Origin of the sequence: Streptomyces rugosispiralis (assembly GCF_024505145.1) — a bacterium.
In the GTDB taxonomy this organism is placed as follows: domain Bacteria; phylum Actinomycetota; class Actinomycetes; order Streptomycetales; family Streptomycetaceae; genus Streptomyces; species Streptomyces rugosispiralis.
The window spans coordinates 1-13,104 of sequence record NZ_JANIAA010000021.1 but is presented as its reverse complement, the minus strand read 5'-3'; the positions used below and the strand labels follow the sequence as shown (position 1 = coordinate 13,104).

Below are 13,104 nucleotides of genomic sequence, written 5' to 3'. Positions count from 1 at the left end.
GATGGGTGACCGAACCGGCGACGAGAGCGGCGCGCCGGCCGGGGTCCTATGTGGTTGTGCGGGGAGATCGGGGGGAGTGAGGAAGTGGGAGGAAGGGCTATGCGGCGCCGAGCGCGGGGAGGATCACGGCGTCGATGTACTCCAGGAGATACGTCTGGTCCGGCTGCTTGTCCTCGACGAGCGCTCGGGTGATGAACGCGCCGCACATCATGTGCACGACGTAGTTCAAGGCGGGCCGGTCCGGGGCGACTTCGCCGCGGTCGACGGCGCGCCTCAGCAGCGCGTGGAGCGCGTCGATCTCGGGGAAGATCAACAACTCTCGCAGGGCCTGGTGAAGGTCCGGGTTTTCATGGCTTGCGTGGGCGAGTCCCCTCATCAGCGCGGCGTCCCGCTCATGGGCGGTCTCCGCACACCGCACGATCTCCCGCAGGTCCCCGCGGAGCGATCCGGTGTCGACGCCTTGGAGCAGAACGGGCTTGGTGTGCCGCAGCGCGGTCGCGACCAGCTGCGGCTTGCCTTTCCACTGGCGGTAGAGCGTGGCCTTGCTCGATCGGGTGCGGGCCGCGACGGCGTCCATCGTCAGACCGTCGTACCCGACCTCACCCAGCAGCTCGACCACCGCCTCGTACAGCTCCCGCTCGCGCTCGGGGGAGAGTCTGCTCCGGCGCACCCGGGCGGTGTCGCGGTCCTCCGTCGGCTGATCCGTGATCCGCATGGGGTGTCGCCTCCCTCCGAACTCCGAACGAAACGGTTTCGTACTCCTCCAGCATAAGCCCAGCCCTATCGAAACTACGCCGTTTCGCTAGTGGTCTCGGTCACACAACCGAGTTGCTCCGAATGGCGTAGCTCGAAAACATGGGTGGGGTGGAGCCTTACGCATGCGACGACGACCTGGCGTACCTGCGATTTCCGCATCTGCACGGCGACTTGCTGTGCTTCGCGGCCGAGGACGATCTGTGGGTCGCCCCGCTGACCGCCCCGGGTGGGCCACCCGGGAGAGCGTGGCGGCTGACCGCGGACCGTACCCGCGTCGGACCTCCCCGCTTCTCCCCCGACGGCTCCCAGATCGCGTTCACCACCTGGCGCAGCCTCGACCCGGAGATCTATCTCGTCCCCTCGGCCGGCGGCCCGGCCCGCCGGCTGACCTACTGGGGCAGTACGGACGCCACGGTGTGCGGCTGGACCCCGCCGGACCAGGACGGCGCCTCCCAGATCCTCGCGGTCTCCTCCCATGAGCAGCCGTTCTCCCACTTCTCCTGGGCGTACAGCCTGCCCATCGACGGCAGCCCCGGCGGGCGGCTGCCCTGGGGGCCGGTGGCCGACATCGCGGTGGCCGACCTCGAGGGCGAGCGCCGCACCCTGCTACTCACCGGCAAGCCGCCGCACGAGCCCGCCACCTGGAAGCGCTACCGGGGCGGGGCGATGGGCCGGCTGTGGCTGCACGGCACCCGGCTCGCGGAGAAGCTGAACGGCCATCTGGACGCGGCGATGTTCGTCGGCGGCCGGATCGCCTTCCTCTCCGACCACGAGGGCATCGGCAACCTCTACTCCTGTCTGCCCGACGGCACCGATCTGCGCCGCCACACCGACCACGCCGACTTCTACGCCCGGCACGCCTCGACCGACGGCTCCCGCGTCGTCTACCAGTGCGCGGGCGAGCTGTGGCTGGTGGACGATCTGGGCCCGGACGGCGTGCCGCGCAAGCTGGACGTACGGCTCGGCGGGGCGCGCACCGGACGGCGGCCCTACCAGGTGCCCGCCGCCTCGCACATCGACTCGCTGTCGGTGGACACCACCGGCCGGGCCAGCGCGGTGTGCGTCCGCGGCAGCCTGTACTGGCTCACCCACCGCGACGGGCCCGCCCGCACCCTCGCCGACACCCCGGGCGTCCGGGTGCGGCTGCCCGTGATGCTGGGCTCGACCGGCCGGGTCGCGTACCTCACCGACGCGGAGGGCGAGGACGCCATCGAGATAGCGCATCTGCCCCGGGCCGCCGGTCCCACCGAGCCGCGCCGGCTGGCCGCCGGTCGGCTGGGCCGGGTGCACGAACTGGAGCCCTCACCGGACGGCGACCTGCTCGCGGTCGCCGCGGGCGACGGGCGGCTGCTGCTGGTGGACACCTCCCCCGACGGGGACGGCGAGGTCACCGAGCTGATCCGGTCGGACAACGGCCCGGTGGGCGACCTGGCCTTCGCCCCCGACTCGGCCTGGCTCGCCTGGTCCCACCCCGGGATAGGGCGCACTCTGCGCTCGATCAAGATCGCGCGGCTGGCCGACCGGACCACCGTGGATGTGACCAATGGGCGGTTCGAGGACGAGGAGCCGGTCTTCACCAGCGACGGCCGCTATCTCGCCTTCCTCTCCTGGCGCGGCTTCGACCCGGTCTACGACGTGCACACCGGCGACCTGTCCTTCCCGCTGGGCTGCCGCCCCTATCTCGTACCGCTTTCCTCCGCCACCCCCTCGCCCTTCGCGCTGTCCCCCGAGGGGCGCCCGGCGGCTGGCGGTCTCGACCCGGACGTCAGCGGGGGCGAGGGCGACGGCGACGGCACGGTGACGGTCGAGGTGGAGGGGCTGGCCAGCCGGGTCACGGCCTTCCCCGTCTCCGCGTCCAAGTACTCCTCGCTGTCCCCGGTCAGCGGCGGCGGGCTGGTGTGGCTGCGCTGGCCGATCTCGGGCGTGCTCGGCGAGACGTTCGCGAACCCGGGCGAGACCTCGAGCCGCCCCACCCTGGAACACTTCGACCTGGCGAAGGCCAAGCGCACCGAACTCACCGGTGAGCTGGACTGGTTCGTGGTCAGCGGCGACGGCACCCGGCTGGTCGCGTACGACGACGGCGAGCTGCGCGCGATGCCCGCCACCGAGTCCGGCGACAGCGACTCCACGGTCCACCTCGACATGCGGCGGATCCAGCACACCGCCGATCCGGCGGCCGAGTGGCGGCAGGCGTACGACGAGGCCGGGCGCATCACCCGCCACTACTACTGGGACCCGGGGATGTGCGGTGTCGACTGGGACGGGGTGCTCGACCAGTACCGTCCGCTGGTCGAACGGGTCGCCTCGCCCGACGAGTTCGCCGATCTGCTCCGCGAGACCCTCGGCGAGCTGGGCACCTCGCACGCCTACGTCAGCGCCGCGCGCCGCAACGAGGGGCCGTCCCACTACCAGCGCCCCATCGGGCTGCTCGGCGCCAACCTCACCCGCTTGCCCAAGGACGGGCGGTGGGCGGTGGCCCGCATCCTGCCCGGTGAGTCCTCCGACTCCCGGGCGCGCTCGCCGCTGGCCGGTCTGGGCATCCGGGACGGCGCCGTGCTCACCCATGTCGACGGGCGCCCGGTGGACCCGGTGGCGGGTCCCTACCCGCTGCTGACGGCCGCGGGCGGCACAACGGTGGAGCTGACCTTCGAGCCGCCGGACGGCGACGGGCCACCGCGCCGGGTCGCGGTCTCGCCGCTGATCGACGACCGGCCGCTGCGCTACCAGGACTGGGTCGCCCAGCGCCGGTCCGTGGTGCGCGAGTTGAGCGACGGGCGGTGCGGCTATCTGCACATCCCCGACATGGGCGGCTCCGGCTGGGCGCAGTTCAACCGCGATCTGCGCCGCGAGATGTCGCTGCCCGCGCTGATCGTGGACGTCCGGGGCAACGCGGGGGGCAACATCAGCGAGCTGGTGGTGGAGAAGCTCACCCGCAAGGTCATGGGCTGGGACCTGACCCGCAACGCCCAACCCGTGTCGTACTCCAGCAACGCGCCGCGCGGGCCGATCGTCGCGGTCGCCGACGAGGCGACCTCCTCGGACGGCGACATGATCACCGCGGCTTTCAAGATCCAGGGCATCGGGCCGGTGGTGGGGCTGCGCACCTGGGGCGGGGTGGTCGGGATGACCGGCCGTCACCGTCTCGGCGACGGCACGTCGATCACGGTGCCGATGAACGCCGCGTGGTTCGACGCCTACCGCTGGGGCGTGGAGAACCACGGTGTGGAGCCGGATATCGAGGCGCCGCGCTCCCCCGTGGACTGGGCGGAGGGCCGCCATCCGCAACTGGGGGTCGCCGTCCGTACGGCGCTCGATCTGCTGGAGCGGCATCCGGCCGCGACCCCGCCGGACTACTCGGGCGTCCCCGACCTGCGCCGCCCCCAACTGCCACCGCGCAACGGGAACTGAGCGCGGCGGGGGCGGGGGGCCGGGGGCGGGACCCTGGGGCGGGTGGACGCGGGTGGGGTACAGGGGACGGGGGCGGGGCGGGCGCGGGTGGGGTGCAGGGGCGCATCCCCATGGCCCAGCCATGGGGATGCGCCCCTCCCGCCCTCGGTGCGTCACATCTCTTCGAAGGGCTCCTGGTCCGTCATCTCGTCGCCCATGCCCGGCTGACGGCGCTCACGGTCCATCCGCTGGGACTGCCCGTGGGCCTCCGGCCGGTCCTGCCGGCCACGGCGCTGCTCCTGCCCCGGCTCCCGGCGGGAGCGCTCCTCCACGCGCTCACCGGGCTGCGTGCGCTCGGCCGACTGCATGCGCTCACCGGACTGCGACTGCTGACCGCGCCGCGGCTCCTGGCTCCGCCCGCCCTGCTGCTTCCGCCTGGCCTGCTGAGCCTTCTCGTTCGACTGGTCCTTGGGGCCCATGTGTCACTCCTCATCGGATGAATGGCGTCGGGCCCGACAAGAGTTACATGCGCCGACTTTCTCCGCATTCCGGACCGGAGGAACCGAGATAAGCGCAGGTCAGAGCGGTTGACGGAGCGTTACCGGTGACCCTCCGTACCCACGGTGCCCGCCGTGCGCGCCGTGCCCTCCGTACCCGCGGTGTCCGCCGTGCGCGCCTTCTCGTCGGCCGCGCCGCCCTCGCCCACCAGACCGCCCCGCGCCTCCCGGGTCGCCGCCAGCCGCGGCTCGGCGCGGCGCATCTCGCGCCGCCCCACGGCGTGGATAAAGGCGGGCAGATAGCCGCGCATCGACTGCATACCGCGCAGCCACCACTGCGCGTACACATGCGCCGACCGGCGCTCGATGCCCGCCACCAGCCGGTCCACCGCCGGGCCCAGCGGATAGGTGCGGCCCGCGGGCCAGGGCAGCCGCTGCCGCAGCTCGCGCATCACCTCGTCGCGGTCGGCGCCGCGCACCATATCGGTGTCCGTCCAGCTCAGATAGCCCACGCCGACCCGCACCCCACGGTGGCCCACCTCGGCCCGCAGACTGTGGGCGAACGCCTCGACCCCGGACTTGGACGCGCAGTACGCCGTCATCATGGGCGCGGGCGCGATCGCGGCGAGCGAGGCGATCTGGAGCAGATAGCCGCGGCTGGCGGTCAGCGCGGGCAGGAAGGCGCGGACCGTGGTGGCGCTGCCCAGCAGATTGACCTCGATCACCCGCCGCCAGGCCGTCTCGTCGGTGTCGAGGAACGGACCGGCCTGGGCCACGCCCGCGTTGGCGCAGACGATGTCCACCGCGCCGAACCGCTCCACGACCTCCTCCGCCACCCGCGCCATCGCCTCCGCGTCGGTGACATCGGCGTGCCAGTAGGCGGAGTCGGTGGGCAGCCGCTCCGAGACCCGCTTCAGCTCCTCGGGCTCCAGACCCACCAGCGCGATCTTCGCGCCGCGTGCGGAGAGCTTGCGGGCGAGCAGCTCGCCGACCCCCCGTGCCGCGCCCGTCACCACCGCGACCTGGCCCTCGAGCCCCCTGCGCGCACTCATGCCGTCCGCTCCTTCGCTTCCACTGCCGCTGCCGTGTGCCCGGCTTCCGTCGCTGTTGTGGGATGGGATTTCTGAGAGTGGGATTCCTGAGAGTGGGGTTGCTGAGAGTGGGATTCCTGAGAGTGGGGTTCCTGAGAGTGGGATTCCTGAGAGTGGGATTCCTGAGAGTGGGATTCCTGAGAGGTGGGATGGGATTCCTGGGAGCCGGGCTCCTGAGAGGTCGTGAGATCGGTTTCCCGGGATGTCCCGTACTCCTCCACCAGGCCGCGGATCACCCCGGTGACCGCCTCGGGATCCTCCAGCGGGGTCATATGGCCGAGCCCCGGAAGCTCGGTCAGGCCGGTGCAGTGCGGCAGCGCGGCGGTGAGGGCGTGGGCGTGCTCGATCGGGGTGAGCCGGTCGACGGTGCCGACGATGACGGCCGTGGGCATGGTCAGTTGACCGACCCGCGCGTCCAGTTCGAGGTCGGCCAGGACCCGGCCCCATCCGGCGCGCACGACACGGGGGCAGGCATGGAGGATCCGCGCGGCCACCTCCACCGTGGCCGGGACGGTGCCGGGGCCCATCGTGACGTACCGCACCAGCCGCCTGGAGAGCGGCGTGACCGGGCCCAGCGGGGCGCGTGATCCGAGCAGCAGGCGGTGCGCCCGCGACCGTGCCCGCGGGGAGCGCAGCGGCACCACCCGCGACCGCTCCATCAGCCGTGAGGCGCCGGTGCTGCACAGCACCGCGGCGGCCGCGCGCTCGCGCAGCGGGGGACGGTCGGCGGCGGCGATCAGCGTCATCGCACCCATGGAGTGGCCCGCAAGCACGGCTCGCCGACCGGGCGGAAGGGTTGCTTCCAGCACCGCCACCAGGTCGTCGGCCAGGGCCTCGGTGCTGTAGCCGCCGGGCCCCGGGGCCGGACTGCGGCCATGGCCGCGCTGGTCGTAGAGGATCACCCGGTGGTCGGCCGACAGGGCGCGCAGCACCGGCGCCCAGAAGGCCGTGGAGCAGACCCAGCCGTGCGCGAGCACGACGGCCGGGGCGTCCTCGGGGCCGTGCAGCTCCGTGTGGATCCGGCTCCCGTCGGCCGAGACGACCGTCAGCTCACGCTCCGGCACGGGCGGGACGTACGACCCCGAGGGCAGCGAGCGAGCCCGCCTCACCGCGATCCCCTCCCCGCACCTGCCGTGGACACCGTGGCCTTGACCGGCCCGGTGCGCGGCCGCACCACCGTGTACTCGGCGAGATCCACGCGCCGGGTGACCCTCCGCAGCTCGGACGTCGTCCCGGGCCACAGGGTGGTGTTACGGCCGTTGTCGAGGTACCAGCTGTCGCAACCTCCGGTGTTCCACACCGTGCGTTCCATCCTTTCCTGGATCATGTCGGTGTAGGCGCGCACCGCCGACGGCCGGGCGTCCAGCGCGACCTTGCCACCGAGGGTGTCCAACTGGCGCAGATAGTCGGCCATATAGGCCAGCTGCGCCTCGATGACGAGGATCATCGAGCTGTTCCCGAGGCCGGTGTTGGGCCCGATGATGGTCAGGAAGTTGGGGAAGCCCGCCGGGGTGGTGCCGCGCAGCGCCTCCATCCCGCCCTTCCACTCCTCCGCGAGCGTCGTCCCGCGCGCCCCGGTCACCCGCTGGGCTATGGGGACGTCGGTCACATGGAAGCCGGTGCCGAAGATGATCACGTCGGCCTCGGTCTCGGTGCCGTCGGCACCGACCAGAGTGCTGCCGCGCACCTCCGTCAATCCCGTCGGGACCACGTCCACATGCGGCTGGGCGAGCGCCGGATAGTAGTCGTTGGAGAGCAGGATGCGCTTGCAGCCGATCCGGTAGTCGGGGGTCAGCGCCGCCCGCAGCCCCGGGTCCTTGATGGCCCGTCGCATATGGGCAGCGGCCAGCCGCTCCACGAACCGCATCTCGCCCGGTCGCTTGGTGAAGGCCCCGACCTGCAGCTCCCGGATGGCCCACAGCGCCCCGCGGCGCAGCGACCGGGTGGCCGGGACCTTCGAGTGCAGCCATCGCTCGAGGCCGCTGATCCGGCGGTCCATCCGCGGCAGCACCCAGGGCGGGGTGCGCTGGAAGAGGGTGAGCCGGCCGACCTCGCGCTGGATGGCGGGGACGATCTGGATGGCCGAGGCGCCGGTGCCGATCATGGCCACGCGCTTGCCGCGCAGATCGGTGGTGTGGTCCCAGCGCGCGGAGTGGAAGACGGCGCCGGGAAAGCCGTCGAGCCCCGGGATGTCCGGGATCCGGGGGTCGGCGAGCGGACCGGTGGCGCTCACCACCACATCGGCGGTGAGCGAGCCCCGTACCGTCTCCACCTTCCAGTGCACCGCCTCGGCGTCCCAGCGCAGAGACCGCACCTCGGCGCCGAAGCGCAAGTGCGGCCGCAGCCCGAAGGTGTCGGCGACCCGCTCCAGATAGGCGCGGATATGGGGCTGGCCGGAGAAGTTCCGGGGCCAGTCGGGGTTGGGCGCGAAGGAGAAGGAGTACAGATGCGACGGGACATCGCAGGCACAGCCCGGATAGGTGTTGTCCCGCCAGGCGCCGCCGACCGCGTCCGCGCGCTCCAGCACCACGAAGTCCGTGACGCCCGCGCGGCGCAGCCGCACCGCCGCCCCCAGCCCGCCGAATCCGGCCCCGATCACCGCCACCCGTACATGCTCATGCGTCAGCCCAGCCATGCCGCCGCCTTCCACGAACGCGAATACGACCGTGCCAGCAATCACTGGCACGATGGGAGCGTAGGACAGGGATCTACCAAGCGGTAGGGGCTGTGGATAACGAAGTTACCGGCGGTCGCACCCGACCGGCCGCGGCATAGGCTTCCCTCGTGGCGACGAACGAAGCGGACGAGGTACGCGAGTACCGCATGACGGAACTGGCCGAGAAGGCCGGGATCACCGTGCGCACCCTGCGCTTCTACCGGGAGCGCAAACTGCTCCCGCCACCGCGCCGCGAAGGCCGGATCGCCTGGTACAACGACCACCATCTGGCCCGGCTGCGGACGATCGCGGCACTGCTGGAGCGCGGCCACACCCTCGGCGGGATCGCCGAGCTGCTCGCCGCCTTCGAAAGCGGCCGCCGGGACGTCGGCGAGCTGCTCGGACTGCCCGGCGCCGCCGCCTCCTGGCCCGCGGAGACCCCGGTCCGGCTCAGGCCCGAGGTGCTCGCGGACTACTTCCAGGGCGAGGTCACCCCGGAGAACCTCAGCACCTCACTCGACCTCGGCTATCTGGCCGTCGACGGCGACGAGATCGTCCACCTCAGCCGCCGCCTGCTGGACGTCTCACACTCCCTGGTCGAACAGGGCGTCCCGCTGGCCGCCGTGCTCGGCGCGGCGCGCGAGGTGCGTGAGCATGTGGACGCGATCGCCGAGACCTTCGTCACACTGCTCCGCGCCCATGTGCTGGCGGAAGCCGCGGAGCGCGGCGAGGACGTCGGCGAGACCGTGGAGCGGCTGCGGCCACTGGCCACGAGCGTGGTGGACGCCGAGCTGACGATGGCCATGAACCACAGGATGCGGGCGGAGTTGGGCGAGATGCCGCCCGGGGGCGGCAGCACCGGGAATCAGTGAGCCCAGCTCGCGGGAGCTACGACCTCAGCGAGCCGAGCCCCCGGAGGTACGACCTCAGCGAGCCGACCCCCGGAGCTACACCCTCAGCGAGCCGACCCCCGGAGCTACACCCTCAGTGAGCCGGGCCGTAGGCCACCGTCACCGGGGCGTGGTCGCTCCACCGCTGGTCGTAGGCGGCCGCACGCTCCACGACCGCCTTGACCGCGCGCCCGGCGAGCCCCGGGGTGGCGATCTGGTAGTCGATGCGCCAGCCCGCGTCGTTGTCAAAGGCCCGGCCACGGTAGGACCACCAGGAGTAGGGCCCCGCGGCGTCCGGGTGCAGGGCGCGCACCACGTCCACGTACGCCGCCTCCTCGAAGACACTGGTCAACCAGGCGCGCTCCTCCGGCAGGAAGCCGGACTTCTTCTGGTTGGCCTTCCAGTTCTTGAGGTCGGCCTCCTGGTGGGCGATGTTCCAGTCGCCGCACACCAGCGCCTCGCGCCCACCGGCCGCCGCGCGCTCGCGCAGCTCCTTCAGATACGGAAGGAACTCCGCCATGAAGCGCTCCTTCTCGTCCTGGCGGTCCGTGCCGACCTCGCCCGAGGGGAGGTACAGGCTGCCGACGGTCACGCCCGGCAGATCGACCTCCACATAGCGGCCGCTGCCGTCGAACTCGGACGACCCGAAGCCGACCCGGACGCCCTCCAGCTCGCGCCGGGCGTACACCGACACCCCGGCCCGGCCCTTGGCCGCCGCTGGGGCGTGCACCACATGCCAGCCGTCGGGTTCGCGGACCGCCTCGGGCAGCTCCTTGGGCTCGGCGCGCACCTCCTGGAGGCACACCACGTCGGCCGCGGTACCGTCCAGCCAGGGGACAAAGCCCTTCTTGGCGGCGGCGCGCAGCCCGTTCACATTTACGGTCGTCACGGTGAGCACGCCCGGCACGATACGCGACAAAACCAACGGCTCCTTCCTCTGCATAGAAGTACGATCCATCGCATGGACGTTCGAGTCATTGGTTACGATCACCCTGACGCCCGCAAACTCGACGCGGAAGTGCAGGTGGAGTACGCCGAGCGCTACGGCGAGGGCGATCTGACGCATATGGACGCGGCCCACTTCGACCCGCCGCGCGGCCTCTACCTCATCGTCTACGACACGGACGGCACTCCGGTCGCGAGCGGCGGCTGGCGCAGCCAGGAGCGGAACGAGGAGGGCTACGAGGACGGGGACGCCGAGATCAAGCGGATGTTCGTGGTGCGCGCGGCGCGCGGACGTGGGCTGGCCCGGCGGATCCTCGCGGCACTTGAGGACAGCGCGCGGGAGGCGGGGCGGGTGCGGATGGTCCTTGAGACCGGCACCGAGCAGCCCGAGGCCATCGCGCTCTACACCTCATCCGGCTACGCACCGGTGACGAAGTTCGGGCTCTACCGCTTCGAGGAGAGCAGCCGCTGCTACGCCAAGCTCCTTACGGACGCGACGGACGCGACGGACGCGACGGACCCGACGAGCACGACGAGCACGACGAGCACGACGAGCACGACGGACGAGCTTACGGGCGCGCCCGCGAAGCCATCCGTAAGGCCATGACGAAGGGCCCGCTCCGAACGCGGAGCGGGCCCGTGACGCCTCTGCGCCCCGGTCAGCCCTGACCGGCGAACTTCTTGCTGATGGCGTCGAACACGCCCTTGGCCTCGGCCCCCAGATGCGGCCCGGCGAGCCAAGTGTGCCCGTACGAGCCGATCGAACTGTTGGACACCAGCACCGTCTTGCCGCCGTGGTTGACGAACCAGCCACCGCCCGAGGTACCGCCGGTCATCGAGCAGCCGATCCGGTACATCGTCGGCGAGGTGGGCGAGAACGACAGCCGGCCCGGCCTGCTGGTGCAGTTGAACATCTTCGCCCCGTCGTACGGCGGGGCCTGCGGATAGCCGTACGCGCCGATCGAGCTCACCTGGTCCGCCGACGGCGCCCCGAACCACACCGGCACCGAGGCACCGACCGTCTCCTGCAGCGACTTGCCGCCGCCGTTCTCGGGCTTCACATGCAGCACGGCGAAGTCGTACGCCGACCCCACCCCGCCGGTCTTACCGCCGTTCGCGATCCACTCGGACGAGGTCTGCGACCAGTCCGCCCACCACACGCCGTAGGGGCTGACCTCGTTCTGCGCCGCCGACTGGGTCTGCTCGGCCGGCAGTCCGTTGTCGTTGTAAGAGGGCACGAACACGATGTTGCGCATCCAGCCGCCCTGCTTGCCGGAGTGCGCACAGTGGCCCGCGGTCCACACCAGATTGGACTTCCCCGGGTGGGCCGGGTCGTCGATGACCGTCCCGGAGCACACCATCGGCCCCTCGGGACTGTCGAAGAACACCTTCCCGACCGGCGCCATGTTCTGGTGGTACGGCCGCGAGACCTGCTTGGCCGGCACGGCGGGCGGCTCGGGATCGGTGGCCGCCTGGTCCTGACCGGCGCTCTGCGTGGAGACGGTGTGCGACGAATCCTTCGCCTTGGCCATCCTGGACGGCTGCCAGAAGTTCTTGATGATCGGATTGGCGAAATCCGATGCCTTGCGGGCCCACTTGTCCCAGTCCTTCCAGCCGCCCTCCTTCCACTTCTTCAGGTCGTCCAGACTCGTCGGGACGCCATCGGGCAGCTTGATCCCGTCCTTGGCCTGCTGCCCGGTGGACGCGGCCGAGGAGTTCGACGAGGAAGTGGCCTCGTCGTCACCGGGCCCGCAGGCCGAAGCGGAGACCACCAGCAGCGCGGTCATGGCCGCGGCCGCCACGGTGGAGTGGCGTATGAGTGGCATGGAGCCTTATCCCCCTGTTGTGGTGCAGTTGTTGTGCTGTGATGTGCTGTGCCGCCCTACGCCCTACGGCGCTTTCACGCCATGGAGCCACAGGACCGGGCACCTACTATGCCCGCGCCCCTGGCCTGCGCCATCACCTGTCCCCCGGCCCGCACCAAACACGAACGCGGTAAGCACGATTCCATGACATCGCGCCTCCCCCGCGCCTTCCGAACGCTCAGGGAGAGGCCAGCAGCAGCATCGCCATCGTCACCTGAGCGGCCCCCTGCCGCGGCGCCGGCCGCCTCGTGGGCACCCGTTCCCGCGGAAGCCGTCGCATGCACCGTTCCGCCCAACCGCGCACGGGCCGCCCGCGGATCGCGTCAAGTACTCATTCCTCTTGGGTACCGCACCCCATCCGCCCCTCGGTGCTCACCCGAGCGGATCAAGCGCGGTGGCGGCGCCGAGAGGCCTCCTCAAGGCTTGACCGCATACGGACACGGGCCTCCTGTGCCAGGGGTCTGCTCCGCGGCGCTTTCGAAGGAGACACGCCATGGCCTCTTCCGGGGGTTCCCGACGTTCGGAGAGCGATGTCGCCGGATTCACCGCCTCGCCGCAGCTCGCCCAGGCGTTGCAGCAGATCGTGGTGGACCTCGTCGAACTGCATCTCCAGGGCAAGCAGGCCCATTGGAACGTGGTCGGCCACAACTTCCGCGACCTGCACCTTCAACTGGATCAGATCGTGGACGACGCCCGCGAGTCGGCCGACACCATCGCCGAACGCATGCGCGCCCTGGCCAGCGTCCCGGACGGCCGCTCCGAGACCGTGGCGGCGACCACCACACTCCCCGCGTTCCCGGCGGGCGAGGCGAACGTGAGCACCGTCGTCGACCTCGTCACCGCCCGCCTGCGCGCGACCGTCGACACCCTCCGCACCCTCCACGACCAGGTCGACAGCGAGGACCCCGCCACGGCCGACCTCCTGCACACGATCATCGACTCCCTGGAAAAGCACGCCTGGATGGTCAGCGCGGAAAACCGCTCCGCCTGATCCCCGCCATACCAACCAGGCACCAA

Annotated in this window: 11 protein-coding genes; 4 read left to right on the top strand and 7 right to left on the bottom strand. The window is 71.4% G+C overall.

The window, feature by feature from the left end:
• Window positions 1–97: 97 nt before the first annotated feature.
• Window positions 98–715, bottom strand: a complete 618-nt coding sequence (locus tag NP777_RS27055) for a TetR/AcrR family transcriptional regulator (RefSeq protein ID WP_256652799.1) — start codon at window positions 713–715, stop codon at window positions 98–100.
• A gap of 149 nt (window positions 716–864) precedes the next feature.
• On the opposite strand from NP777_RS27055, the gene NP777_RS27050 reads away from it, so the two are divergent.
• Complete coding sequence (locus NP777_RS27050) at window positions 865–4,164, top strand: S41 family peptidase (RefSeq protein WP_256652798.1); 3,300 nt, start codon at window positions 865–867, stop codon at window positions 4,162–4,164.
• A 152-nt stretch (window positions 4,165–4,316) separates the two neighbouring features.
• Here NP777_RS27050 and NP777_RS27045 read toward each other — a convergent pair whose 3' ends face one another.
• From NP777_RS27045 to NP777_RS27030, 4 genes are all read right to left on the bottom strand, one after another.
• Window positions 4,317–4,622 carry a hypothetical protein gene (locus tag NP777_RS27045; RefSeq protein WP_256652797.1) on the bottom strand — a complete coding sequence of 102 codons (306 nt, stop codon included), beginning with the start codon at window positions 4,620–4,622 and terminating at the stop codon, window positions 4,317–4,319.
• A gap of 119 nt (window positions 4,623–4,741) precedes the next feature.
• Window positions 4,742–5,692 (bottom strand): SDR family oxidoreductase, encoded by a 951-nt coding sequence (locus tag NP777_RS27040; protein ID WP_256652796.1) that lies wholly within the window; start codon window positions 5,690–5,692, stop codon window positions 4,742–4,744.
• Window positions 5,689–6,840, bottom strand: coding sequence for an alpha/beta fold hydrolase (locus NP777_RS27035; protein ID WP_256652795.1), 1,152 nt, complete (start codon window positions 6,838–6,840; stop codon window positions 5,689–5,691). The genes NP777_RS27040 and NP777_RS27035 overlap by 4 nt, the downstream gene beginning before the upstream one ends.
• Window positions 6,837–8,366: a flavin-containing monooxygenase gene (locus NP777_RS27030; protein WP_256652910.1), complete on the bottom strand. Its 1,530-nt coding sequence runs from the start codon at window positions 8,364–8,366 to the stop codon at window positions 6,837–6,839. The genes NP777_RS27035 and NP777_RS27030 overlap by 4 nt, the downstream gene beginning before the upstream one ends.
• A gap of 188 nt (window positions 8,367–8,554) precedes the next feature.
• Here NP777_RS27030 and NP777_RS27025 point away from each other — a divergent pair, with 188 nt between their 5' ends.
• Window positions 8,555–9,259 carry a MerR family transcriptional regulator gene (locus NP777_RS27025; protein WP_256652909.1) on the top strand — a complete coding sequence of 235 codons (705 nt, stop codon included), beginning with the start codon at window positions 8,555–8,557 and terminating at the stop codon, window positions 9,257–9,259.
• Window positions 9,260–9,371: 112 nt separating this feature from the next.
• Here NP777_RS27025 and NP777_RS27020 read toward each other — a convergent pair whose 3' ends face one another.
• Window positions 9,372–10,175 carry an exodeoxyribonuclease III gene (locus NP777_RS27020; RefSeq protein WP_256652794.1) on the bottom strand — a complete coding sequence of 268 codons (804 nt, stop codon included), beginning with the start codon at window positions 10,173–10,175 and terminating at the stop codon, window positions 9,372–9,374.
• Between the two features lie 63 nt (window positions 10,176–10,238).
• On the opposite strand from NP777_RS27020, the gene NP777_RS27015 reads away from it, so the two are divergent.
• Complete coding sequence (locus NP777_RS27015; protein WP_256652793.1) at window positions 10,239–10,829, top strand: GNAT family N-acetyltransferase; 591 nt, start codon at window positions 10,239–10,241, stop codon at window positions 10,827–10,829.
• A 52-nt stretch (window positions 10,830–10,881) separates the two neighbouring features.
• On the opposite strand, the gene NP777_RS27010 is transcribed toward NP777_RS27015, so the two are convergent.
• Window positions 10,882–12,048 carry a trypsin-like serine peptidase gene (locus tag NP777_RS27010; RefSeq protein ID WP_256652792.1) on the bottom strand — a complete coding sequence of 389 codons (1,167 nt, stop codon included), beginning with the start codon at window positions 12,046–12,048 and terminating at the stop codon, window positions 10,882–10,884.
• Between the two features lie 532 nt (window positions 12,049–12,580).
• Here NP777_RS27010 and NP777_RS27005 point away from each other — a divergent pair.
• The gene (locus tag NP777_RS27005) at window positions 12,581–13,078 is read left to right on the top strand and encodes a Dps family protein (protein WP_256652791.1); all 498 of its coding nucleotides are present in this window, start codon (window positions 12,581–12,583) and stop codon (window positions 13,076–13,078) included.
• Window positions 13,079–13,104 lie beyond the last annotated feature (26 nt).

What these genes read in the sequence shown, in the direction of transcription:
- NP777_RS27055 (WP_256652799.1), bottom strand. Translation starts at nt 715, where the DNA reads ATGCGGATCACGGATCAGCCGACGGAGGACCGCGACACCGCCCGGGTG.
- NP777_RS27045 (WP_256652797.1), bottom strand. Translation starts at nt 4,622, where the DNA reads ATGGGCCCCAAGGACCAGTCGAACGAGAAGGCTCAGCAGGCCAGGCGG.
- NP777_RS27040 (WP_256652796.1), bottom strand. Translation starts at nt 5,692, where the DNA reads ATGAGTGCGCGCAGGGGGCTCGAGGGCCAGGTCGCGGTGGTGACGGGC.
- NP777_RS27030 (WP_256652910.1), bottom strand. Translation starts at nt 8,366, where the DNA reads ATGGCTGGGCTGACGCATGAGCATGTACGGGTGGCGGTGATCGGGGCC.
- NP777_RS27025 (WP_256652909.1), top strand. Translation starts at nt 8,555, where the DNA reads ATGACGGAACTGGCCGAGAAGGCCGGGATCACCGTGCGCACCCTGCGC.
- NP777_RS27015 (WP_256652793.1), top strand. Translation starts at nt 10,239, where the DNA reads ATGGACGTTCGAGTCATTGGTTACGATCACCCTGACGCCCGCAAACTC.
- NP777_RS27010 (WP_256652792.1), bottom strand. Translation starts at nt 12,048, where the DNA reads ATGCCACTCATACGCCACTCCACCGTGGCGGCCGCGGCCATGACCGCG.
- NP777_RS27005 (WP_256652791.1), top strand. Translation starts at nt 12,581, where the DNA reads ATGGCCTCTTCCGGGGGTTCCCGACGTTCGGAGAGCGATGTCGCCGGA.